Source organism: Sporacetigenium mesophilum DSM 16796 (assembly GCF_059569055.1).
Genome location: NZ_JCANUR010000002.1, coordinates 1 through 22,072, shown reverse-complemented (window position 1 = coordinate 22,072; position 22,072 = coordinate 1). Strand labels below are relative to the sequence as shown.

Annotated in this window: 15 protein-coding genes and 2 rRNA genes; 10 read left to right on the top strand and 7 right to left on the bottom strand. The window is 32.0% G+C overall.

Annotated features, from left to right (window positions below; genetic code table 11):
* Positions 1 to 33: 33 nt before the first annotated feature.
* From BS62_RS03250 to BS62_RS03230, 5 genes are all read left to right on the top strand, one after another.
* Positions 34 to 552, top strand: a complete 519-nt coding sequence (locus tag BS62_RS03250; protein WP_496489814.1) for an NADH-quinone oxidoreductase subunit NuoE family protein — start codon at positions 34 to 36, stop codon at positions 550 to 552.
* A 23-nt stretch (positions 553 to 575) separates the two neighbouring features.
* On the top strand, positions 576 to 2,453 hold the full coding sequence (locus BS62_RS03245; RefSeq protein WP_496489813.1) for an NADH-ubiquinone oxidoreductase-F iron-sulfur binding region domain-containing protein: 1,878 nt from the start codon (positions 576 to 578) through the stop codon (positions 2,451 to 2,453).
* A 21-nt stretch (positions 2,454 to 2,474) separates the two neighbouring features.
* Positions 2,475 to 4,217 carry an NADH-dependent [FeFe] hydrogenase, group A6 gene (locus tag BS62_RS03240; RefSeq protein ID WP_496489812.1) on the top strand — a complete coding sequence of 581 codons (1,743 nt, stop codon included), beginning with the start codon at positions 2,475 to 2,477 and terminating at the stop codon, positions 4,215 to 4,217.
* Positions 4,218 to 4,487: 270 nt separating this feature from the next.
* Entirely contained in the window at positions 4,488 to 5,006 is a 519-nt protein-coding gene (locus BS62_RS03235) for an NADH-quinone oxidoreductase subunit NuoE family protein (protein ID WP_496489811.1), read from the top strand.
* 24 nt (positions 5,007 to 5,030) lie between these two features.
* On the top strand, positions 5,031 to 6,908 hold the full coding sequence (locus tag BS62_RS03230) for an NADH-ubiquinone oxidoreductase-F iron-sulfur binding region domain-containing protein (protein WP_496489810.1): 1,878 nt from the start codon (positions 5,031 to 5,033) through the stop codon (positions 6,906 to 6,908).
* Positions 6,909 to 7,004: 96 nt separating this feature from the next.
* Here the strand turns inward: BS62_RS03230 and hprK are convergent, their stop codons facing one another.
* From hprK to BS62_RS03215, 3 genes are all read right to left on the bottom strand, one after another.
* The gene (hprK, locus tag BS62_RS03225; RefSeq protein ID WP_496489809.1) at positions 7,005 to 7,943 is read right to left on the bottom strand and encodes an HPr(Ser) kinase/phosphatase; all 939 of its coding nucleotides are present in this window, start codon (positions 7,941 to 7,943) and stop codon (positions 7,005 to 7,007) included.
* A gap of 2 nt (positions 7,944 to 7,945) precedes the next feature.
* Positions 7,946 to 9,760, bottom strand: a complete 1,815-nt coding sequence (gene uvrC / locus BS62_RS03220) for an excinuclease ABC subunit UvrC (protein WP_496489808.1) — start codon at positions 9,758 to 9,760, stop codon at positions 7,946 to 7,948.
* Between the two features lie 303 nt (positions 9,761 to 10,063).
* Positions 10,064 to 11,719, bottom strand: a complete 1,656-nt coding sequence (locus tag BS62_RS03215) for an ABC transporter substrate-binding protein (RefSeq protein WP_496489807.1) — start codon at positions 11,717 to 11,719, stop codon at positions 10,064 to 10,066.
* Between the two features lie 189 nt (positions 11,720 to 11,908).
* Here BS62_RS03215 and BS62_RS03210 point away from each other — a divergent pair, with 189 nt between their 5' ends.
* The 5 genes from BS62_RS03210 (at position 11,909) to BS62_RS03190 (ending at position 16,421) form a co-directional block, all read left to right on the top strand.
* Positions 11,909 to 12,280 carry a DUF3899 domain-containing protein gene (locus BS62_RS03210; protein ID WP_496489806.1) on the top strand — a complete coding sequence of 124 codons (372 nt, stop codon included), beginning with the start codon at positions 11,909 to 11,911 and terminating at the stop codon, positions 12,278 to 12,280.
* A gap of 176 nt (positions 12,281 to 12,456) precedes the next feature.
* Complete coding sequence (locus BS62_RS03205; protein WP_496489805.1) at positions 12,457 to 13,401, top strand: ABC transporter permease; 945 nt, start codon at positions 12,457 to 12,459, stop codon at positions 13,399 to 13,401.
* On the top strand, positions 13,401 to 14,435 hold the full coding sequence (opp3C, locus tag BS62_RS03200) for an oligopeptide ABC transporter permease (protein ID WP_496489804.1): 1,035 nt from the start codon (positions 13,401 to 13,403) through the stop codon (positions 14,433 to 14,435). Before BS62_RS03205 ends, opp3C begins: the two co-directional genes overlap by 1 nt.
* A gap of 20 nt (positions 14,436 to 14,455) precedes the next feature.
* Positions 14,456 to 15,481 carry an ABC transporter ATP-binding protein gene (locus BS62_RS03195; protein WP_496489803.1) on the top strand — a complete coding sequence of 342 codons (1,026 nt, stop codon included), beginning with the start codon at positions 14,456 to 14,458 and terminating at the stop codon, positions 15,479 to 15,481.
* Positions 15,474 to 16,421, top strand: a complete 948-nt coding sequence (locus BS62_RS03190; protein ID WP_496489802.1) for an ABC transporter ATP-binding protein — start codon at positions 15,474 to 15,476, stop codon at positions 16,419 to 16,421. Before BS62_RS03195 ends, BS62_RS03190 begins: the two co-directional genes overlap by 8 nt.
* A gap of 102 nt (positions 16,422 to 16,523) precedes the next feature.
* Here BS62_RS03190 and uvrA read toward each other — a convergent pair whose 3' ends face one another.
* The 4 genes from uvrA to BS62_RS03170 form a co-directional block, all read right to left on the bottom strand.
* On the bottom strand, positions 16,524 to 19,355 hold the full coding sequence (gene uvrA, locus BS62_RS03185) for an excinuclease ABC subunit UvrA (RefSeq protein ID WP_496489801.1): 2,832 nt from the start codon (positions 19,353 to 19,355) through the stop codon (positions 16,524 to 16,526).
* Positions 19,355 to 21,331: an excinuclease ABC subunit UvrB gene (gene uvrB / locus BS62_RS03180; protein ID WP_496489800.1), complete on the bottom strand. Its 1,977-nt coding sequence runs from the start codon at positions 21,329 to 21,331 to the stop codon at positions 19,355 to 19,357. Before uvrB ends, uvrA begins: the two co-directional genes overlap by 1 nt.
* 402 nt (positions 21,332 to 21,733) lie before the next feature.
* A 5S ribosomal RNA gene (gene rrf / locus BS62_RS03175) occupies positions 21,734 to 21,850 on the bottom strand.
* A 49-nt stretch (positions 21,851 to 21,899) separates the two neighbouring features.
* Positions 21,900 to 22,072: ribosomal RNA gene (locus BS62_RS03170) — 23S ribosomal RNA — on the bottom strand; the annotation flags it as partial.

Below are 22,072 nucleotides of genomic sequence, written 5' to 3'. Positions count from 1 at the left end.
TAAGACTTTTATTAAATGGGGAGGTCAAAGGAAATGTGCAACTTTTATACGAAGAATAGTGAAAAAATTAACAGATTGGAAGAATTTATAAGCTCTATCCCTGATAAAAAAGGAGCTTTAATACAAGTTCTTCATAAGGCTCAGGAAATATTTGGTTATTTACCAAAAGAAGTTCAACTTTATGTATCAGAAAAGTTGAATATATCTCCAGCTCATGTTTATGGTGTTGTTAGCTTCTACTCATACTTTGCAACAGAGCCAAAAGGAAAATATAAAATTAACGTATGTTTAGGTACAGTATGCTTTGTAAAAGGAGCTGATAAAATACTGGCTGAATTTGAAAAACAATTGGGTATAAAATCAGGGCAGACAACTAAAGATCTTGGATTTAGTTTAGATGGATTAAGATGTGTAGGTGCATGTGGCTTAGCTCCAGTTGTTGTTATAAATGAAAAAGTTTATGGACACGTAAAACCTGAAAACGTTGCAGGTATATTAGAAGAATATAAGCAAGTTCCAACAGAGCTAGAACCTGCTTCTGCAGAAGCGTAAAATAACTAGAGGGGGATATTAGTATGGCTAAAATACAATCAATAAATGAATTATTATCTTTAAGAAATCATGTAAAGCCTCTATTAGAACTAAGAGATGAATCTTTTAGCGGTGAAATAACAAAAAGAAGTATATTAGTATGTGGTGGTACAGGTTGTCAATCATCTCAAAGTGAAAAATTAATAGAAAATCTGAACATTCATATAAAAAATGCCGGTCTTGATGATAAAGTTTCTGTATCATTAACTGGATGCTTTGGTTTCTGTGCTGAAGGACCTATAGTTAAAGTTCATCCTGACGATGTATTTTACGTAAAGGTTTTCCCAAATGATGCAGAGGAAATAGTTAAAGAACATTTAGTTAATGGTAATCATGTAGATAGATTATTATTTGAAGAACCTTCTATAAAGCAAAAAGTTCATAGACATCACGATATGTCATTTTATAAAAAACAAAGTCGTATAGCTTTGAGAAACTGTGGTCTTATAAACCCAGAAGACATAAATGAATATATAGCGAGCGAAGGATATCTAGCTTTAGGAAAATGTCTGTCTTCATTAAGTGAAGATGATGTTATTAGTGAAATAAAACTATCTGCACTAAGAGGTAGAGGTGGTGCAGGTTTCCCATCAGGCATTAAGTGGGAGGCAGCGAAGGCATCTGAAAATGATAAAAAATATGTAATATGTAATGCCGATGAAGGTGACCCAGGGGCATTTATGGATAGATCTATACTTGAAGGAGATCCACACAGCGTACTAGAGGCTATGGCTATATGTGGATATTCAATAGGAGCAGATACTGGATATATATATATTCGTGCTGAATATCCACTTGCGATACACAGGTTAGAGGTTGCAATAAATCAAGCTAGAGAGTTAGGTTTATTAGGTAAGAATATATTAGGGACAGATTTTAATTTTGATATAGAACTTAAATACGGTGCTGGCGCATTCGTATGTGGAGAAGGTACTGCTCTAATACATTCTATTGAAGGAAAACGTGGAGAACCTAAGATGAACATAGTCTTCCCTACTGAACAAGGATTATGGGCAAAACCAACTTGTATGAACAACGTAGAAACTTTGGCTAATATACCTATAATAATAAATAACGGTGGTCAATGGTATAAAGAAATGGGTACGGAAAATTCATCAGGAACTAAGGTTTTTGCTCTTGGTGGGAAGGTTAACAATGTAGGTCTTGTTGAGGTTCCTATGGGTACTACTCTAAGAGAAATAGTGTTTGAAATAGGTGGTGGAATACCTGAGGGTAGAGAGTTTAAAGCTGTTCAAACTGGAGGTCCATCTGGTGGATGCATACCATCTAAACACCTAGATACTCCTATTGATTTTGGATCATTGAGCTCTATAGGTTCTATGATGGGTTCTGGTGGTATGTTGGTTCTTGATGATTCTGATTGTATGGTTGATATAGCTAAATTCTTCTTAGAATTTACAGTTGAAGAATCTTGTGGTAAATGTACACCTTGCCGTATAGGAAACAAGCGTTTACATGAAATGTTAACTAAGATAACAGAAGGAAAAGGTACAGAAAAGGATCTAGATGATTTACAAAATCTAGCTTCGAATATAAAAGAGACTTCCTTATGTGGATTAGGTAAATGTGCCCCTAACCCAGTACTTAGTACTCTTGAATATTTTATGGATGAATATAGAGCTCATGTTATAGATAAAAAATGTCCAACGGGCAAATGCCAAGCACTTCTAAACTTCTATATTACTGATACGTGTATAGGATGTACTAAGTGTTCTAGAATATGTCCTGCTAGTGCTATATCTGGAAAAGTAAAAGAAAAGCACGAAGTAGATATTGATAAATGTTTAAAATGTGGTGCTTGCATAGATAGCTGTAAGTTCGGCGCTATAGTAAAGAAATAATTTAACAAGGGGGTTATGACAATGAGTTTAGTTAATCTAACTGTAAATGGGCAACAAGTTCAAGGAGAAAAAGGTCAAACTATACTTGATATAGCTAAATCTTTAAATATAAAAGTACCTACATTATGTCATTTTGATTTATGTGATATAAAAATGGTAAACCAATGTGCTTCATGTCGTGTATGTATGGTTGAAACTACGAGAGGTTTAGTTCCAGCTTGTGCTACTCATATATCAGAAGGTATGGAAGTTAAAACAGATTCTTTAAAAGCTATAAGAGCTCGTAGAACTGTAGTAGAATTATTATTATCTAATCATCCTCAAGATTGTCTAGTGTGTGATAAAAATGGTGGATGTGAACTTCAAAGCATATCTGCTGACTTAGGTATAAGACAAATAAGATATCAAGGTGAGCGAACTAACTTTGGATTGGATAAATCAAGTAAGTCAATAATAAAAGACCTGGATAAATGTATATTATGTAGAAGATGTGAAACTATGTGTAACGATGTTCAAACAGTAGGTGCACTATCTGGAATTAATCGTGGATTTAATACTGTTGTAGGAACATTCTATAATCTTCCTATGCATGAGACATATTGCACGTTCTGTGGTCAATGTGTAGCGGTATGCCCTACTGGTGCATTAACAGAAGTTAGCAATATATCTAAGGTTTGGGATCTTTTAGATAATAAAAATAAAACAGTTGTAGTTCAGGTTGCCCCAGCTGTTAGAGTTGCTCTTGGTGAAGAATTTGGCATGGAGCCTGGTTCTATAGCTACAGGTAAAATGGTAACTGCTTTAAGAAAACTTGGATTTAAAATGGTATTTGATACTAACTTTGCTGCTGATTTGACTATAATGGAAGAAGCTTCAGAGTTTATCCATAGATTTAAAGAAAATGAATCTTTACCTATACTTACAAGTTGCTGCCCTGCATGGGTTAAGTTCTTTGAACATCAATTCCCAGATTTATTAGATATACCTTCTACTTGTAAGTCACCACAAGAAATGTTTGGTGCTGTAGCTAAGGCTTATTTAGCTCCTAAGATGGGATTAGAACCAAAGGATATGACTGTAGTATCTATAATGCCATGTGTTGCTAAAAAATATGAAGCAGCTAGACCTGAACTTTCAAATGAAGGCGTAAGTGATGTTGATGTTGTTTTAACTACAAGAGAACTTGCTAAAATGTTGAAGGAGGCAGGTATAGATTTATCAAATCTTGAAGAAGATGATTTTGACAATCCATTAGGTCAATCTACTGGTGCTGGTTCTATATTTGGAGCTACAGGTGGAGTTTTAGAAGCTGCTCTACGTACAGCTTATGAATGGATAACTGGAGAAACTCTAGAAAAAGTTGACTTTGAAAACTTAAGAGGTATAGACGGTATAAAAGAAGCTACTATAAATATAGCTGGCACGGACGTAAATGTAGCTGTTGCTAGTAGCTTAGGTAATGCTAGAAAACTTCTTGAAGATGTACAAAGTGGAAAATCTAAATATCATATAATTGAGATAATGGCTTGTCCTGGAGGATGTATAGCTGGTGGTGGTCAACCTTATCACCTTGGAAATTACGATATAGTAAAAGAGCGTGCTGCTGCATTATATAAAATAGATGCAAATAAAGAAATACGTAAATCTCATGAAAATCCAGATATTAAAAAGATATATGAAGAATTCTTAGGAGAACCATACGGAGAGAAATCACACGAACTTCTTCATACTCACTACTTTAAAAGAGAAAAGGTTACAATATAAAAATAATTTAAATATTTTTAGCTGGAGTAATATATTTTATTCCAGCTATTTTAATTTTCAATGTATAAGATAGATATTAAATAATAGAAATATTTACCATCAAAGGCTTTTTGTTAAATAAACAATTATAGTATAATATACTTACATAAAAGAGTTAGCAAAACCTTTAGAATCATTTTTAATTTCTTTTAATATACTTATTTTATATGCATTATTTTTATTACATATTTATTAAATATAAGGGTTTTGTAAATAAGGGGGATGAACTAAATGTGCGATTTTTACACGAAAAACGCTCAAAAATTCGATGAATTGAAGGATTTTATAAATTCTATTCCATCAAAAGAAGGTGCTTTAATAGAAGTACTACACAGGGCTCAAGGTATATTTGGATATTTGCCAAAAGAAGTTCAACTTTATGTTGCTGATAAGCTAAACTTATCGCCTGCTAAAGTTTATGGAGTTGTAAGCTTTTACTCATATTTTACAACTGAACCAAAAGGGAAATATAAAATTAATGTATGTTTAGGTACAGTATGCTTTGTCAAAGGATCTGATAAGATATTAGTTGAATTTGAAAAACAATTAGGTATACAATCTGGTCAGACAACCAACGACCTTTTATTTAGTATAGATGGTTTAAGATGTGTAGGCGCATGTGGTCTAGCTCCTGTCGTTGTTGTAAATGATAAAGTTTATGGACATGTAAAGCCTGAAGATGTTACAGGTATATTAGAAGAATTCAAAAATGTTCCAACAGAATTAGAAGCTTCTCTCTCGGAAGCTTAATAGGGACTAAAGGGGGATATCATTATGACTAAAATAAACTCAATAAATGAGTTATTTTATTTAAGAGATAAAGTAAAACCTATGTTAGAACTAAGAGATGGTTCATTTAGTGGTGAAATAACCAAAAGAAATATATTGGTATGTGGGGATACAGGATGCCGATCATCTAAAGGCGAAGAAATAATAGAAAATTTAAATATTCATATAAAAAATGCTGGTCTTGAAGAAAGTGTTTCTGTGTCATCAACGGGATGTTTTGGGTTTTGTGCTGAAGGTCCTATAATTAAAATTCAACCAGATAATGTATTTTATGTAAGAGTTTCTCCAGATGATACTGAAGAAATAGTTAAAGAACATTTAATTAATGGAAATCCTGTTGAAAAATTATTATTTGAGGAACCTTCTATAAAACAAAGAGTTCATAGTCACCATGATATGTCATTTTATAAAAAGCAAAGTCGTGTAGCTTTAAGAAATTGTGGTCTTATAAACCCTGAAGATATAAATGAGTACATAGCAAATGAAGGATATATAGCCCTTGGAAAATGTGTAACTTCAATGAGTCAAGATGATGTTATAAACGAAATTAAATTATCTGGCTTAAGAGGTAGGGGTGGTGCAGGTTTCCCAACAGGTGTTAAATGGGAATCTACAAAAGTAGCTCAAAGTGATCAAAAATACGTAATATGTAATGCTGACGAAGGTGATCCAGGGGCATTTATGGATAGATCTGTACTTGAAGGTGATCCTCACAGCGTATTAGAAGCTATGGCCATATGTGGATATGCTATAGGAGCTGATACTGGATATATATATATTCGTGCAGAATATCCACTTGTAATACAGAAATTAAAAATTGCAATAAGCCAAGCCAAGGAATTAGGTTTATTAGGAAAAAATATATTAGGAACTGATTTTAATTTTGATATAGAACTTAAGTACGGCGCGGGAGCATTCGTATGTGGAGAAGGTACTGCTTTAATGCACTCTATAGAAGGAAAACGTGGAGAGCCTAGAATGAAAATTCATTCTTCTTCTAAGAAAGGATTATGGGAAAAGCCAACTTGCTTAAATAATGTAGAGACATTTGCAAATATCCCTATAATAATAAATAACGGCGGTCAATGGTATAAAGAAATTGGTACAGAAAAATCATCAGGGACTAAGGTTTTTGCACTTGGAGGTAAAATAACTAACACGGGTCTTGTTGAAGTTCCCATGGGTACTACTTTAAGAGAAATAGTTTATGAAATAGGCGGAGGAATACCTGAAAATAGAGAGTTTAAAGCTGTTCAAACTGGAGGCCCATCAGGCGGATGTATACCTGTTAAACACTTAGATATTCCTATTGACTTTGATTCATTAAGTTCTATAGGTTCTATGATGGGCTCTGGTGGTATGTTGGTTCTTGATGATTCTGATTGTATGGTGGATATAGCTAAGTTCTTCTTGGAATTTACAGTTGAAGAATCTTGTGGTAAATGTTCACCTTGCCGTTTAGGGACTAAACGTTTATATGAAATATTAACTAAAATAACAGAAGGGAAAGGTACAGAAAAGGATTTAGAATTTTTACAAAACTTAGGAAAAACTATAAAAACTACCTCTCTATGTGGATTAGGTAAATCTGCTCCTAACCCTGTTTTAAGTACACTTGAATATTTTATGGATGAATATAGGGCTCACGTTATAGATAAAAAATGTCCAGCTGGTAAATGCCATGGACTCTTAAACTTCTATATAACTGATAAGTGTATAGGCTGCACTAAATGTTCTAGAATTTGCCCTGCAAATGCTATATCTGGAAGGGTAAAAATAAAGCATAGAGTAGACATTAACAAATGCTTAAAATGTGGCGCTTGCATAGATAATTGCAAGTACGGAGCTATAATAAAGAAATAAAAATTCGCTACGCTCATGTCGCCAACGACCATATGGGACCTTGCTCAAATTTATAAGTTGGAAATTTAAAAATAAGGTACTCTCTTTGAGAGCACCTTATTTTCTTTGACTTTCTATACGTTGTGCAAGTTTTTCTGTAAATTCTAGAGCAGCATCATAGCCCATTCCACGTTGTCTAAAGTTCATAGATGCAACTTCTAGTATCATAGCCGTATTTCTTCCCGGCTTAACTGGTACAACTAGCTTTTCAACAGGTATGCCCATTATTTCTTCATATTCTTTATCTAACCCTAACCTATCGTAATAATTACTTTCATCCCAACTTTCAAGGTATACTATCATATCTATTTTTTTAGTATTTTTTACTGCTCCAACACCATATAAACTTCTTATATCAATTATACCAATACCTCTTATTTCCATAAAGTGTCTTATAAGTTCAGGTGATTGCCCAACTACTACAGTATCGTCGGTTTTTTTTATTTCTACAGCATCATCGGCTACCAATCTATGCCCTCTTTGTACAAGTTCTAATGCAGTCTCTGACTTGCCTATACTGCTTTCACCTTTAATTAAAACACCTATTCCATATATATCTACTAAAACTCCATGTATAGTTATTGATGGAGCTAAAAATGCATCGAGATAATTTGATAGTCTATTTATAAATCTAGTTGTATTGCTTTTTGTAGATAATATAACCCTTTTATGCTTTTTCGCCATTTTCATAGCGTCTTCATTAACTTCCAGCCCTCTTGTAAGTATCATGGCAGGTATTTCATAGGAAAATATTTTATCTAGTCTTTCTTCTCTAGTTTTACCATCCATGTATTGAAAATATGTATATTCTCCCTTGCCAACTATTTGAATTCTGTCATAAGCAAAGTGTTCAAAATAACCTGCATATTGAAGCCCTGGTCTATTTATATCCTGAGAATAAACGAAATACTCTTTATCCTCCGGCATATATATAATATCCAATTTTAAATCTCTTATAATATCCTTAATTGATACTTTCTTTTCATGTTCTGACATACTTAAGTTTCCTTCCTAAAGAAATTATACACACTTTCTGCTGATGTTTTATTCATTCCTTCTACCTGTTGCAATTCCCCTATGTCTGCTTTTTTTATATTATCTATACTTTTAAAATGACTTAATAGCGCCTTTTTTCTTTTTTCGCCTATCCCTTGTATATCATCTAAAGCTGATTTAGTTATATGCTTATTTCTCAAACTCCTGTGATAAGTTATAGCAAAATTATGAACTTCTTCTTGAATACTTGCGACAAATTTATATATGTTAGAACTTTTATCGAGTTCTATTTCCTTTTCCCGGGAAATAAGTCCTTTAGTTCGATGTTTATCGTCTTTATACATTCCCCATAGAGGAATATCGACACCATAACTACTAAGTACATTTTCTACCGCACTAACTTGTCCAATACCACCATCTACCATAATAACATCTGGAAAATTTCCATACTTTAATCTTCTTTCAACTATCTCTGCCATAGATGCATAGTCATTAGGCCCTATAACTGTCTTTATTTTAAACCTTCTATATTCTTTTTTATCTTTTTTTCCATTAGTAAATACTACCATAGACCCAATTGAATCCACCCCTTGTATATTAGATATATCATAAGCTTCTATTTTCTTTGGTATTTTATCTAGATTCAATAAGTCTTTTAGTTCACTAAGTACTCCCGTAGTTTTTTCATATTGTACCTTATTAACATGAGAAAACTTCTCTAAATACTCAATGGCATTTTTTCTTACCATTTCTATTAATTCTTTCTTGTCACCTTTTTGAGGTATTTTTATACTTACCTTCTGACCCTTTTTAGATTCTAACCACTTCTCTATTACTATTTGATCCTCTACTTCATCTTCTATTAATAATTCTTTAGGTATAAAATCTTGTGATGAATAAAATTGTTTTATAAATGATGCAAATATAGCTGGCCTTTCGATTTCCATTACACCTTCTAATATATAATGCTCTCTTCCTACTATTTTTCCACCTCTTATAAAAAACACTTGAACACAGGCTTCATCATGTGCCCTTGCCATAGCTATAACATCTTGGTCTAAATCACTAGTAGTTGATACAACTTTTTGCTTTTCTATCATATCTTGCAAACTTTTTATTTTATCTCTATAGCCAGCTGCTTCTTCAAAATTAAAGCTTTTTGATGCTTCTTCCATTTTTTCCTTTAAATATTCTATTAAATATTCTTCTTTTCCTGATAGAAATAACAATATTTCATCTATCATTTTTCTATATTCTTCTTTAGATATATTTCCAGTACAAGGTCCAACACACTTTTTTATATGATAATTTAAACATGGCCTTTGTTTTTTTTCTATAGCCTTGTTTATATCTATACTACAACTTCTTATTGGATATGTATTTTTTATTATTTCTAAAGTATCATTAACTGCTGATATGTTTGTGTAAGGTCCAAAGTACCTAGCTTTATCCTTTTGTATTTTTCTAACTTTTAATATCCTTGGGAATTCCTCGTTAACACTTACCTTTATATAGGGATATGTTTTATCATCTCTTAAGAGTACATTGTACTTTGGTTTATATTGTTTTATAAGATTACACTCTAATATAAGAGCTTCTAATTCAGAATCAGTTATTATATATTCAAAACTATATATGTTTTTTACCATAGATTTTACTTTAGAAGAATGATTTTTTGAAGATTGAAAATACTGTCTAACTCTATTTTTTAATGATATAGCCTTTCCAACGTATATAACATTATTGTATTTATCCTTCATCAAATAAACTCCAGGATTATCTGGAAGTTTTTTTAGCTGTTCTTGTATATCAAACAAATTTTTCACCTCTATAATTAAACTATATAATAAATTATACCCATATTTATATATGTTTTGTATATTCTTTTAAAAATAATATATATATGATATAATTATATTAACTATAATTTTAAGGAGTGTGATTTGGGCGATGTCCACTGGTGACAGTCCGGTCGTCTCGGAGAAGCTGAAAAACCTTTCTGCTTGTCTAGGACTACTATTTACAATTTATTTTATATCTACATTGTTTTTATCTATAATAAGTTAAAAAAGCTGATGAGTTTCCTCATCAGCTTTTATATTTCAGTTATTTATTTTATATTATTTCTTTTCTCCATTTTTTACTAATAAGAAATAAGTTGATGCCATTCCCTTAGTATGGAATTCTTTAGAATCTTTGTACTTATCTACGTGTTCAGCAGATAATCTGTTTATTCTATCTATTTCGTTAGTTTCATATAAGTTTACAACAGCATTTATATCTTTAACTATCTTAGTATTTATTGTTTTTAACTTAACAGCACTTGCATCCCAGTAATTAGCATTTTTGCTCATAGTATATTGGTCTTCTAACTTCCAATTTGTTAAAGTGAATGGACCGTTGTATACTACTGACTCTAATGTAGTACCATACTTGTCACCTTGCGCTTTAATAACTTTTTCATTTTGTGGATAGAATATTTGGAATGCCATTAATTTATCGAAGTAGTTAACAGGTCTATTTAAAGTTACTTGTAATGTATTATCATCTAAAGCTTTAACCCCTACAGCATTTGCATCTGTAGTTTTTCCTGTATTATAATCACTAGCACCAACTATATCATAAAGTATATATCCATATTCAGAAGCTGTTGCTGGATCTAAAGTTCTCTTCCATGAATATTCAAAGTCTTTAGCAGTTACAGTATCTCCGTTAGACCATTTAGCACCTTTTCTTATTTTAAATGTCCATGTCTTTTGATCTTCAGAAGCTTCCCAACTTTCTGCCATAGCTGGCCCTATTGTTCCATCTTTTTGAACTCTAGTTAAACCTTCCATAGTGTTGTTTATAACGTTAAATGAAACTGAATCTGTAGCTTTACTTACGTCCATTGATGGTATATCAGAAGAATCAGCTAAGTTTAATGCTTCTTTCCCTTCTACAGAAGCCCACTTATAAGTAAAGTCTGCTCCATAAGAGTGTTCTACTATATCTTTAACATACTCTCTTGAAACTACTGAATCCCCTCTTTGATATATTGGAATTAAGAATGCCTCATCTAAGAACATTTTTTCAGCTTCTGCATATTTAGCCCAGCTTTCTTTAACATCTGTAGACTCTTTAGCTGCCTTTATTAATTTATCAAATTCAGCATTGCTATAATCAACCTTAGCAGCATATTGAGCATCTGTTACAAATGTTTCTAAGAATGTTAGTGGGTCTGGGTAGTCAGCACCCCATCCAGCATATGACATATTAAATTGTCCTTTAGTTTCTAAGTCTAGTTTTTGCTTAAATGGTTGTTGTTTTATTTCAACATCTATTCCAGGTAAGTTAGTTTCTAACTGTGACTGTATGTATTCACTACTCTTCTTACTTGTTTCAGTATCATAAGTTAAGAATTCTATTTTAACTGTATCAAATCCAACTTCTTTTTTAGCTGCTTCCCAAGCTTTTTTAGCTTCCTCTGCGTTATAAGCTATCCCCATGTCCCCTGCTACATCACGGTAGTCTTTTCCTTCATTGTCGATAGCTAGTTTTGATGGAGTGAAATAATTAACTGGAACAGAACCATCATTTAGTATAACATCAACCAATTGTTGCTTGTCTATAGCCATAGCTATAGCTTTTCTAGCATTTTGGTTTGCTAATACTGCATATGGATCTCCTTCTCCACCTCCAGTAGATGTTCCTCCTGTACTAGTACATCCTACTAGTGCAGTAGCACTTATTGCTGAAGCTGCTAATATCATTGCTAATCTTTTTCTTAATACCATGTGTTTACCCCCCTAAAAATTTAAATAAATTTTGGTTATAGTAATTATACTAGATAAAATCAAAAAAATCATTATATTTTTTCAATTTTTTAACATTTTTTTATTTTTGCAATATTTGCAAAGTATCGTTTTTATGATACTATATTTCTAAACCTAAAATAAATATATGATTACTAAGGAGTGAATATGTTGAAAAAATCGTTTTGTTTTATATTATCTAGCTTAATAATTAGCTTTTTGTATTCGGCTATAAATGGATTTGAAAAATTTGCATTTATAAATTCTTCATTTACCATAGGTATGTTGTACCTAGGACTTGGAATTTTATTGTACGTTGGTGAAAAAGGCTTTTTTAATTTAACATTATACTCTTTTAATAAATTGTTTCAAAATTCAAATAAAAATAAAGTGTTATTTGAAGGAGAAAGTAATATTAAAATAGAAGATTATTTAAATAAAAAAATTGAGTTTTCTAGTACAAGATTTTTATTATCATCAGGGATTTGTATATCTACTATTACATTTATAGTAAGCTTTATTATATACAATAATACTATATAAGAACTTATATACCTTTTTTATATTTAATCATATTAAAAAATTTAAACATAAAAATTGTATTTTTAGTGTTGGTACATGCATATAAATAAGTGTTGAGAATTTCTGAGCTCATTGTTCAGAATTTTTATAAATATGTAAATATTTAAAAACAAAAAATTTTTCAAGGGGGTGTAGCGATGACTCGCTATATATTAAATCGTCTGATTTACATGTTTTTGACACTAATAGTTGTCATCTCGTTTACTTTTTTTCTAGTAAGGCTTTTACCAGGATCTCCATTTAATGATGAGAAACTAAGTCCTACTCAAATTGAATTGATCGAAAAGCAATATGGGCTAGATGCTCCTCTTCCAGTTCAATATGCTAAGTATTTAACAGGGGTATTTACTGGGGATTTAGGAACATCTTTTAAATGGGATAATAAAAAAGTTGAAGATATAATAGCAACTCGTATTGCTCCATCATCAATGTTAGGTGTTCAAGCAATATGTCTAGGTACATTCTTAGGTCTAATGCTAGGTATAGTAGCTGCTCTTAATCGTAATACAATTTGGGATTATTGCGCTACGGTTTTATCAGTAATTGGAGTATCCGTTCCAGCATTCGTGTTTGCCGCCATATTGCAATTATTTGTTGCTAGAGGCACAGGATTATTCCCTGTTACATGGGGTGTTCCGTTCGGTTCTGACTTTAGATATATATGGACTGTACTTCCAACTATGGCTTTATCGCTTTTCACATTAGCTACAGTTGCTCGTTTTACAAGAACAGAACTTATAGAAGTTATGGGCTCGGATTATATAATTACTGCAAGGGCTAAAGGCTTAAGCAGAAGGGGAGTTATAATAAAACATGGACTTAGAAATGCATTAATACCTGTTATTACTGTATTAGGTCCTTTAGTAGTTGGTTTACTTACAGGATCTCTAGTTGTTGAAAAAGTTTTTGCAGTTCCAGGATTAGGTGACTTATTAGTAACTGCTATAACAACTAATGATTTATTTGTTATATCTGGAGTTGCTATATTCTATAGTGCTTTCTACATAGGTGTTATATTAATTGTTGACATACTTTACGGATTAATTGATCCAAGAATACGTTTAGCAGGAGGGAAAGCATAATGGCTATTGATAAAGTAATTATAGATGATAAAGAAATTGAACTAAATGATGATTTATTTTTGTTGGACCCTGCAGATGAGGCTCAACATGAAATAATAACTAGACCAAGCTTAACATTTTGGCAAGATGCTAGAATAAGATTATTTAAAAATAAGGGTGCAATCGTAGGTTTATCTATAATATGTTTGTTAGTAATTTTCACTATATTTGCACCTATGTTCTCAAAATACAAGTACGATCAACAAAATTTATATCATGCGAAAATGCCACCTAAAATGACTTTACTTGCTCCTCTTGGTATATTTGATGGTAAAAACTCAGATGGTGTTGATGTATATAAGGAAAAAGGTGTCGATACTGCTTATTGGTTTGGTACAGATGAACTAGGCCGTGATTTATGGACACGTGTATGGACAGGAGCTAGAATTTCGTTATATATAGCTGTATTGGCAGCAGTATGTGATGTTTTAGTTGGGGTTACTTACGGTGGTGTATCGGCATACTATGGGGGAAAAGTAGATATTATAATGCAACGTATCGTAGAGGTTTTGGTTGGGATTCCAAGCTTAGTTGTTGTTACATTGTTTATAATGGTATTCAGACCTGGTATACTATCATTATCACTAGCAATGGTTGTAACAGGTTGGATAGGAATGTCTAGGGTTGTTCGTGGTCAAATTTTAAAGTTAAAAAACCAAGAATTCGTATTAGCTTCTAGAACATTAGGTGCTTCAGATGCTCAACTTATAAGAAAACACTTAGTTCCTAATGTTGTTGCACCTGTTGTAGTTATGATGATGTTTACTCTACCAACTGCTATATTTTATGAGGCATTCTTAAGTTTTATCGGGTTAGGTTTACAACCTCCATATGCTTCACTTGGTTCATTAATAAGCGATGGATTTAAAACATTACAAACAAATCCTTATATGATGTTTATACCTTCATCTGTTGTTTGTTTGTTAATGTTAAGTTTTAACTTAGTAGCAGATGGATTAAGAGACGCTGTTGACCCTAAAATGCGTAATCAATAGTGAGAAGGGGGATGAAAATATTGGAGAAATTATTACAAGTAAAAAATTTATGTGTTAACTTCAAAACTCATGGTGGTGAGGTTCAAGCCGTAAGAGGAGTTACTTTTGATTTATATAAAGGCGAAACACTAGCTATAGTAGGTGAATCTGGTTCTGGTAAGTCTGTTGCTTCTAAAACTATAATGGGAATACTTGCTTCTAATGGGTATATTAAAGATGGTGAAATATTATTTCATGATAAAGACCTTACTAAGTTGTCAGAGGGGGATATGCAACAAATTAGAGGAAGAGACATTGCGATGATATTCCAAGATCCTATGACTTCTTTGAATCCAACTATGAATATAGGTAAGCAAATAATGGAAGGTATAATAAAACATCAAGGACTTAGTAAAGAGGAAGCTAAGAAAAAAGCTATTGAACTTATAGACCTTGTTGGTATCGAATTTCCTGAAAAGAGATTCAAACAATACCCACATCAATTTTCAGGTGGTATGCGTCAACGTATAGTCATAGCTATAGCTCTTGCTTGTAATCCAAAGGTACTAATAGCAGATGAACCAACTACGGCCCTAGATGTTACTATACAAGCACAAATATTAGAACTTATTAAAGATATCCAATCTAAAACTGGAGTTTCGGTTATATTTATTACACATGATTTAGGTGTTGTTGCAAATATGGCTGATAGAGTTGCAGTTATGTATGCTGGTAAAATAATAGAAGTAGGTACTTCTGATGATATATTTTATGATCCTAAACACCCATATACTTGGGGACTACTTGGATCTATGCCTAGCTTAGATATAGGTGAAAATGATTTATATAACATACCTGGTACTCCACCAGATTTAATGCACCCTCCAACGGGAGATGCGTTTTCACTTCGTAATTTGCAAGCATTAAAAATAGACTTTTTAGCTGAGCCACCAATGTTTAAAGTAAGCGATACTCATTATGCAGCTACTTGGTTATTACATCCAAAGGCTCCAAAATTGGAAAGACCTATTACTGTTGGTAGAAAGAAGGTGGCTAATAATGAATAGAGAAAAGCTTTTGGAGGTTAAAAACTTAAAACAACACTTTGAAATAGACAAAAAAACTGTTGTTAAAGCAGTTGATGGTATAACTTTTGATATATATGCAGGTGAAACATTTGGGTTAGTTGGTGAATCAGGTTCTGGTAAATCAACTACTGGAAGAACTATAATTCGTCTATACGATCCTACTGATGGAGAAATTAATTATAGAGGTAATTGCATATCTAAAAAACTATCTAGAGAAGATAGAAAATTCTTAAATAAAAATATGCAAATGATTTTCCAAGATCCATATGCTTCTTTGAACCCTCGTATGACTGTTGCTGATATAATAGCTGAAGGTCTAGATATACATGGTTTATCTTCTTCAAAAGAAGATAGAATGCAAAAGGTATATGAATTGCTTCAAACAGTTGGTCTTAATGAACAGCATGCTAGTAGATATCCTCATGAATTCTCTGGTGGCCAAAGACAACGTATAGGTATAGCAAGAGCTCTAGCTATAGAGCCAGAATTTATAATAGCAGATGAGCCTATATCAGCACTAGATGTTTCTATACAAGCACAAGTTGTTAACTTATTAAGAAAACTTCAAAGGGAAAAAGGGCTAACATATTTATTTATAGCACATGACTTATCAATGGTTAAGTATATAAGTGATCGTATAGGTGTTATGCATCACGGTAGATTAGTTGAATTAACTACTTCTGAAGAGTTATACGCTCACCCACTACATCCATATACTAAGTCACTATTATCAGCTATACCATTACCTGACCCTGAACATGAAAGACATAGAAAACGTATTAAATACGATCCTTCTATACATAAATATGAAACAGAAAAACCTAAGTGGGTAGAAATAAGACCTGGTCACTTTATTTATGGATCTGATTCAGAGCTTAAAGGATATGAAAAAGAATTAGCTATTTCATCAACTATATAAAATTCGCTATGCTGATGTCGCCAACGACCTTGAAAAGCAGGTCCGTTGCTCAAGTAAAGGTTTTGTATATTTAAAAGGGTACTGAATTCAGTACCCTTTTTGCTATTCAAAATATTTTTTTAGGAAACTTCCAGTATGAGAATTCTCTACTTTAGAAACATCTCTAGGTGTTCCAGTAGCTACTATAGTTCCACCTTTATCTCCACCCTCTGGCCCTAAGTCTATTATATAGTCGCAAGTTTTTATAACATCTAAGTTATGTTCTATCACTACTATAGTATTTCCAGTATCGGCAAGTCTTTGTAATACATATATAAGCTTCTCCACATCTGCCATGTGAAGTCCTGTGGTAGGCTCATCTAGTATATATAATGTTTTTCCTGTAGGTCTTTTGCTTAATTCAGTTGCTAGTTTTATTCTTTGAGCTTCTCCTCCAGACAACTGTGTAGACGGCTGACCTAATGTTATATAAGATAAACCTACATCCACAAGGGTTTCCATTTTTCTTTTTATATTAGGTATATTTTCGAAAAACTCCAATGCTTCTTCTACATTCATATTTAATACATCTGATATAGTTTTTCCTTTATATTTAACTTGAAGAGTTTCTCTATTATATCTATCTCCCTTACATATTTCACAAGGTACATATACATCTGGTAAGAAGTGCATCTCTATTTTTATTATACCGTCACCTCTACAGGATTCACATCTTCCACCCTTAACATTAAAACTAAATCTTCCTTTGTTATATCCTCTAGCCTTTGCTTCATTAGTAGATGCAAATAAATCTCTTATTAAATCAAATACACCTGTATAGGTAGCAGGATTTGAACGTGGAGTTCTTCCTATAGGAGACTGATCTATATTTATAATTTTATCTATATTTTCTATACCTTTTATCTCTTTGTGTTTTCCTGGTTTAACTCTTAATCTATTTATTTTAGAAGCTATTCCCTTGTATAGTATATCATTTATAACTGTACTCTTTCCTGACCCCGATACTCCAGTTATAGATGTAAATGTTCCTAAAGGTATTTTAATGTCTATGTTTTTTAAGTTGTTTTCATTAGCTCCTAATATTTCTATATAATTTCCATTTCCTTCTCTAGTTTTTTCTGGTATTTCAATTTTATTGGCGCCACTTAGATATCTTCCCGTTATAGAATCTGGATTTTTCATTATTTCGTCTACAGTACCTTGTGCTACTATATGGCCACCATGGATACCAGCTCCTGGTCCTATGTCTACTATATGGTCACAAGCAAACATGGTATCTTCGTCATGTTCAACAACTATCAGTGTGTTTCCGATATTTGTTAGATGTCTAAGTGATTTTATAAGTCTTTCATTATCTCTTTGATGAAGTCCTATGCTCGGCTCATCTAAAACATACAAAACACCTACTAATGCTGAGCCTATTTGTGTAGCCAGTCTTATACGTTGCGCTTCTCCACCAGATAAAGTTCCAGCTTTTCTAGATAAGTTCAAATAATTTAACCCTACATCTCTTAAGAAAGAAGATCTAGATTTCACTTCCTTTAATATCTCACTGGCAATAAAGCTTTGCTTTTGAGTTAAATTTATATTCTCTATAAAATCTATAAGTTCACTTACAGACATATCAGTAACTTCCATTATATTTTTTCCTGATACTAAAACAGATAAAACTTCTTTTTTAAGCCTAGCTCCCCTACACTCATGACATGGATTTTCAGCCATAAATTCCTCTAGCTTTTCTCTTGCATGTTCTGAATTAGTTTCTTTATATCGTCTTTCAATATTAGGTATTACACCTTCATATGGAGCTCTATATTGTCTAAATCCTCCATATTTAGAATCAAATACAAACTCTAATATTATATTATTTCTTCCATATAGTAGTTCATCAACAAAGTCACTTGGTAAATCTTTAAATGGTATATCAAGAGATGCGCCAAACTTCTGAGCTAGATTATCTACCATCTTATAATAGTAAGTTTCTTCACTACCTGATGACCCTACAGATGACCAAGGCGCTATTGCCCCTTGTTTTATACTTAGCTCAGGATTAGGTATAACTAGTGATGGATCTACTTCCTTACTTTCTCCAAGACCATTACAAGTAGGACATGCACCAAAAGGGTTGTTAAATGAAAACATTCTTGGAGACAACTCTTCTATTCCTATTCCATGTTCAGGACATGCAAACTTAGTTGAATATAATATTTCTTCTCCATCTATTATTTGACCTATTACAAGCCCATCTGATAACTTAATAGCAGTTTCAATTGAATCTGCTAATCTTCCTTCAATACCTTCTTTTACTATTATTCTATCTACTACAACTTCTATATTATGTTTTTGATTTTTATTTAAATCTATTTCATCTGTAACTTCAAAACTTTCTCCATCTACTCTTATTCTTACAAATCCTTCTTTTTTTATATGTTCTATAGTTTTTTTATGAGTTCCTTTTTGACCTCTTACTATAGGTGCTAAAATTTGAAGTTTGGTTCTATCAGGAAACTCCATTATTTTATCAACTATTTCTTGTACAGTCATTTGACTTATCTTATTACCACATACCGAACAGTGAACGTCTCCTACTCTAGAAAATAGTAATCTTAAGTAGTCATATATTTCTGTAACAGTTCCAACAGTTGATCTAGGGTTTTTAGATGTGGTTTTTTGATCTATAGATATTGCAGGTGATAATCCTTCTATATATTCCACATTAGGCTTTTCCATTTGCCCTAAAAACATTCTAGCATATGAAGATAAGCTTTCAACATATCGCCTTTGACCCTCGGCATATATAGTATCAAATGCAAGAGATGACTTCCCTGATCCAGATAATCCAGTAAATACTATAAATTTATTTCTAGGAATCTCTATATTTATATTTTTTAAATTATTTTCTTTCGCGCCTCTTATTATTATTTTATCATCCATTATTGCTCAATCCTTTCTTCTAACTCTCTTATCTTGTCCCTAAGTTGTGCTGCTCTTTCAAATTGAAGATTTTGAGCACATTCTATCATTTCTGCACTTAGATTTACTATGGATTGTTTTATTTCCTCTATATTCATATTATCTTTATCTTTTATTCCATATTGAATTTCTTCATCTGCAACTTTAGTCGCTTCTATAGTATCTCTTATATTTTTCTTAATTGTTTTAGGAGTTATTCCATGTTCTTCATTATAACTTATTTGGATTTCTCTTCTTCTATTAGTTTCATCTATTGCTCTTTTCATAGAATTAGTTATTTTATCTGCATACATTATAACTTTTCCATTTTCATTTCTAGCAGCTCTTCCTGTAGTTTGTATAAGAGATGTTTCTGAACGCAAGAAACCTTCTTTATCTGCATCTAATATTGCTACTAAAGAAACTTCAGGTATATCAAGACCTTCTCTTAATAAGTTGATACCAACTAAAACATCATATTTCCCAAGTCTTAAATCTCTTATTATTTCTATCCTCTCTAGAGTTAGTATATCCGAATGTAGATAATTAACTTTTACACCTGCATCTTTTAAATAATTAGTTAAATCCTCTGCCATTTTTTTCGTTAAAGTAGTTATTAAAACTCTTTCATTTTTTTCAGTTCTAATATTTATTTCATTTAATAAATCATCTATTTGATTTAATATAGGTCTTACTTCAACTACAGGGTCTATAAGGCCAGTAGGTCTTATTATTTGTTGTGCAATAGAAGTAGACTTTTCTATTTCATAAGGTCCTGGAGTTGCAGTTACAAACACTACTTGATTTACATTGCTTTCAAATTCTCCAAAATTTAATGGTCTATTGTCATATGCAGAAGGCAATCTAAATCCATTATCTATAAGAGATCCCTTTCTCGATTTATCTCCTGCATACATCCCTCTTATTTGTGGAATAGTAACATGGGACTCGTCTATTATTATTAAAAAATCATCTGGGAAGAAATCCATTAGTGTGTATGGTTTTTCTCCTTCTTTTCTACCGGTTATATGTCTTGAGTAATTTTCTATTCCTTGACAAAAACCTATTTCTTTTAACATCTCTATATCATACTTCGTTCTTTGGTCTATTCTTTGTGCTTCTAACAATTTATCATTGTCTTTAAAGTATTCCATTCTTTCTTGTAATTCTTCTTCAATTTTTTCTATAGCAAAGTCGATTCTATCTTTTGTAGTTACATAGTGAGATGCAGGAAATATTGCTACATGATTCCTCGTTCCTATTATTTGACCCGTTACATAATTTATCTCTGTTATCCTATCTATTTCATCTCCGAAGAATTCCATTCTTATTGCCTTTTCATCTGTGTTTGCTGGAAATACCTCTAGTATATCTCCTCTAACTCTAAATGTGCCACGGACGAAATTTATATCATTTCTTTCATATTGCATCGCTACTAATCTTTTTATTATATCATCTCTATCTTTTATCATTCCAGGTCTTAAAGATAACATAAGTTCTTTGTAGTCCTTTGGATCCCCTAAACCATATATACATGATACAGATGATATTATTATTGTATCTCTTCCTTCAAGTATTGCAGCTGTAGCGGAATGTCTTAATTTATCTATTTCTTCATTTATAGAAGCATCTTTTTCTATATAAGTATCCGTTTGCACAACGTATGCTTCAGGTTGAAAATAATCATAATAACTTACAAAGTATTCAACTGAATTATTAGGGAAAAATTCCTTAAATTCACTATATAATTGGGCAGCCAAAGTTTTGTTATGAGCTATAATTAATGTTGGTTTTTTAACCTTTTCTATTATATTAGCCATAGTAAAAGTTTTTCCTGATCCAGTCACTCCAAGTAATGTCATATATTTTTCTTGTTTATTTATAGCATTTACTATAGTATTTATTGCCTCAGGTTGATCTCCTGTTGGTTTATATTCTGATTCTATTTTAAAATCCATAATCTCACCTCTTTGCGAACGTAAGTTCCTTTATAAAAATATTATATCATATTTAATATACACATTTTATCTTTTTTAAAAACATATACAATTTTTTCAAAAAATAAAAAAATCCTCATTCGAAGATTTATTGAAGTTTATAATTTATTATAGATTATAAAAAGACTTCTATGGGGGATAGAAGTCTTTTTAAATGGGGGAGATTGAGTAAATTATTCAATTTTGTTTTTCTAATTATATTATTGTCAGTTTATATTTTTATATACATATATTTTTAAAAAATTTATTAAAATCAGCTACGCTTATGTCGCCAACAACTAGATGGTACCTTCCTCAAGTATATCCGTTGGAAATTATAGTTTCGTTGTAATAAAAAAAGAAGCGTATATACGCTTCTTTTTAAAATGGCTACGTCCTACTCTCCCAGGCAGCTTCCCACCAAGTACCATCAGCGCTAAAGAGCTTAACTTCTGTGTTCGGAATGGGAACAGGTGTATCCTCTTTGCTATAGTAACCACATAATCTTCAATTGAAATTGCTAGCAATTTCAAAACTAAACAGCATATTAATGGTCAAGTCCTCGACCTATTAGTATTCATAAGCTAAATCCATTACTGAACTTACACCTTGAACCTATCAACCAGGTAGTCTTCCTGGGGTCTTACCCTTACGGTGGGAAATCTTATCTCAAAGTCGGCTTCGCGCTTAGATGCTTTCAGCGCTTATCCATTCCGTACGTAG

Bases quoted from the DNA above. Each gene is read 5' to 3' on its own strand.
- BS62_RS03245 (WP_496489813.1), top strand. From the start codon at position 576: ATGGCTAAAATACAATCAATAAATGAATTATTATCTTTAAGAAATCAT.
- hprK (WP_496489809.1), bottom strand. From the start codon at position 7,943: ATGTCAGAACATGAAAAGAAAGTATCAATTAAGGATATTATAAGAGAT.
- uvrA (WP_496489801.1), bottom strand. From the start codon at position 19,355: ATGGATGATAAAATAATAATAAGAGGCGCGAAAGAAAATAATTTAAAA.
- BS62_RS03190 (WP_496489802.1), top strand. From the start codon at position 15,474: ATGAATAGAGAAAAGCTTTTGGAGGTTAAAAACTTAAAACAACACTTT.
- BS62_RS03230 (WP_496489810.1), top strand. From the start codon at position 5,031: ATGACTAAAATAAACTCAATAAATGAGTTATTTTATTTAAGAGATAAA.
- BS62_RS03250 (WP_496489814.1), top strand. From the start codon at position 34: ATGTGCAACTTTTATACGAAGAATAGTGAAAAAATTAACAGATTGGAA.
- BS62_RS03205 (WP_496489805.1), top strand. From the start codon at position 12,457: ATGACTCGCTATATATTAAATCGTCTGATTTACATGTTTTTGACACTA.
- BS62_RS03235 (WP_496489811.1), top strand. From the start codon at position 4,488: ATGTGCGATTTTTACACGAAAAACGCTCAAAAATTCGATGAATTGAAG.
- BS62_RS03240 (WP_496489812.1), top strand. From the start codon at position 2,475: ATGAGTTTAGTTAATCTAACTGTAAATGGGCAACAAGTTCAAGGAGAA.
- uvrB (WP_496489800.1), bottom strand. From the start codon at position 21,331: ATGGATTTTAAAATAGAATCAGAATATAAACCAACAGGAGATCAACCT.
- BS62_RS03215 (WP_496489807.1), bottom strand. From the start codon at position 11,719: ATGGTATTAAGAAAAAGATTAGCAATGATATTAGCAGCTTCAGCAATA.
- opp3C (WP_496489804.1), top strand. From the start codon at position 13,401: ATGGCTATTGATAAAGTAATTATAGATGATAAAGAAATTGAACTAAAT.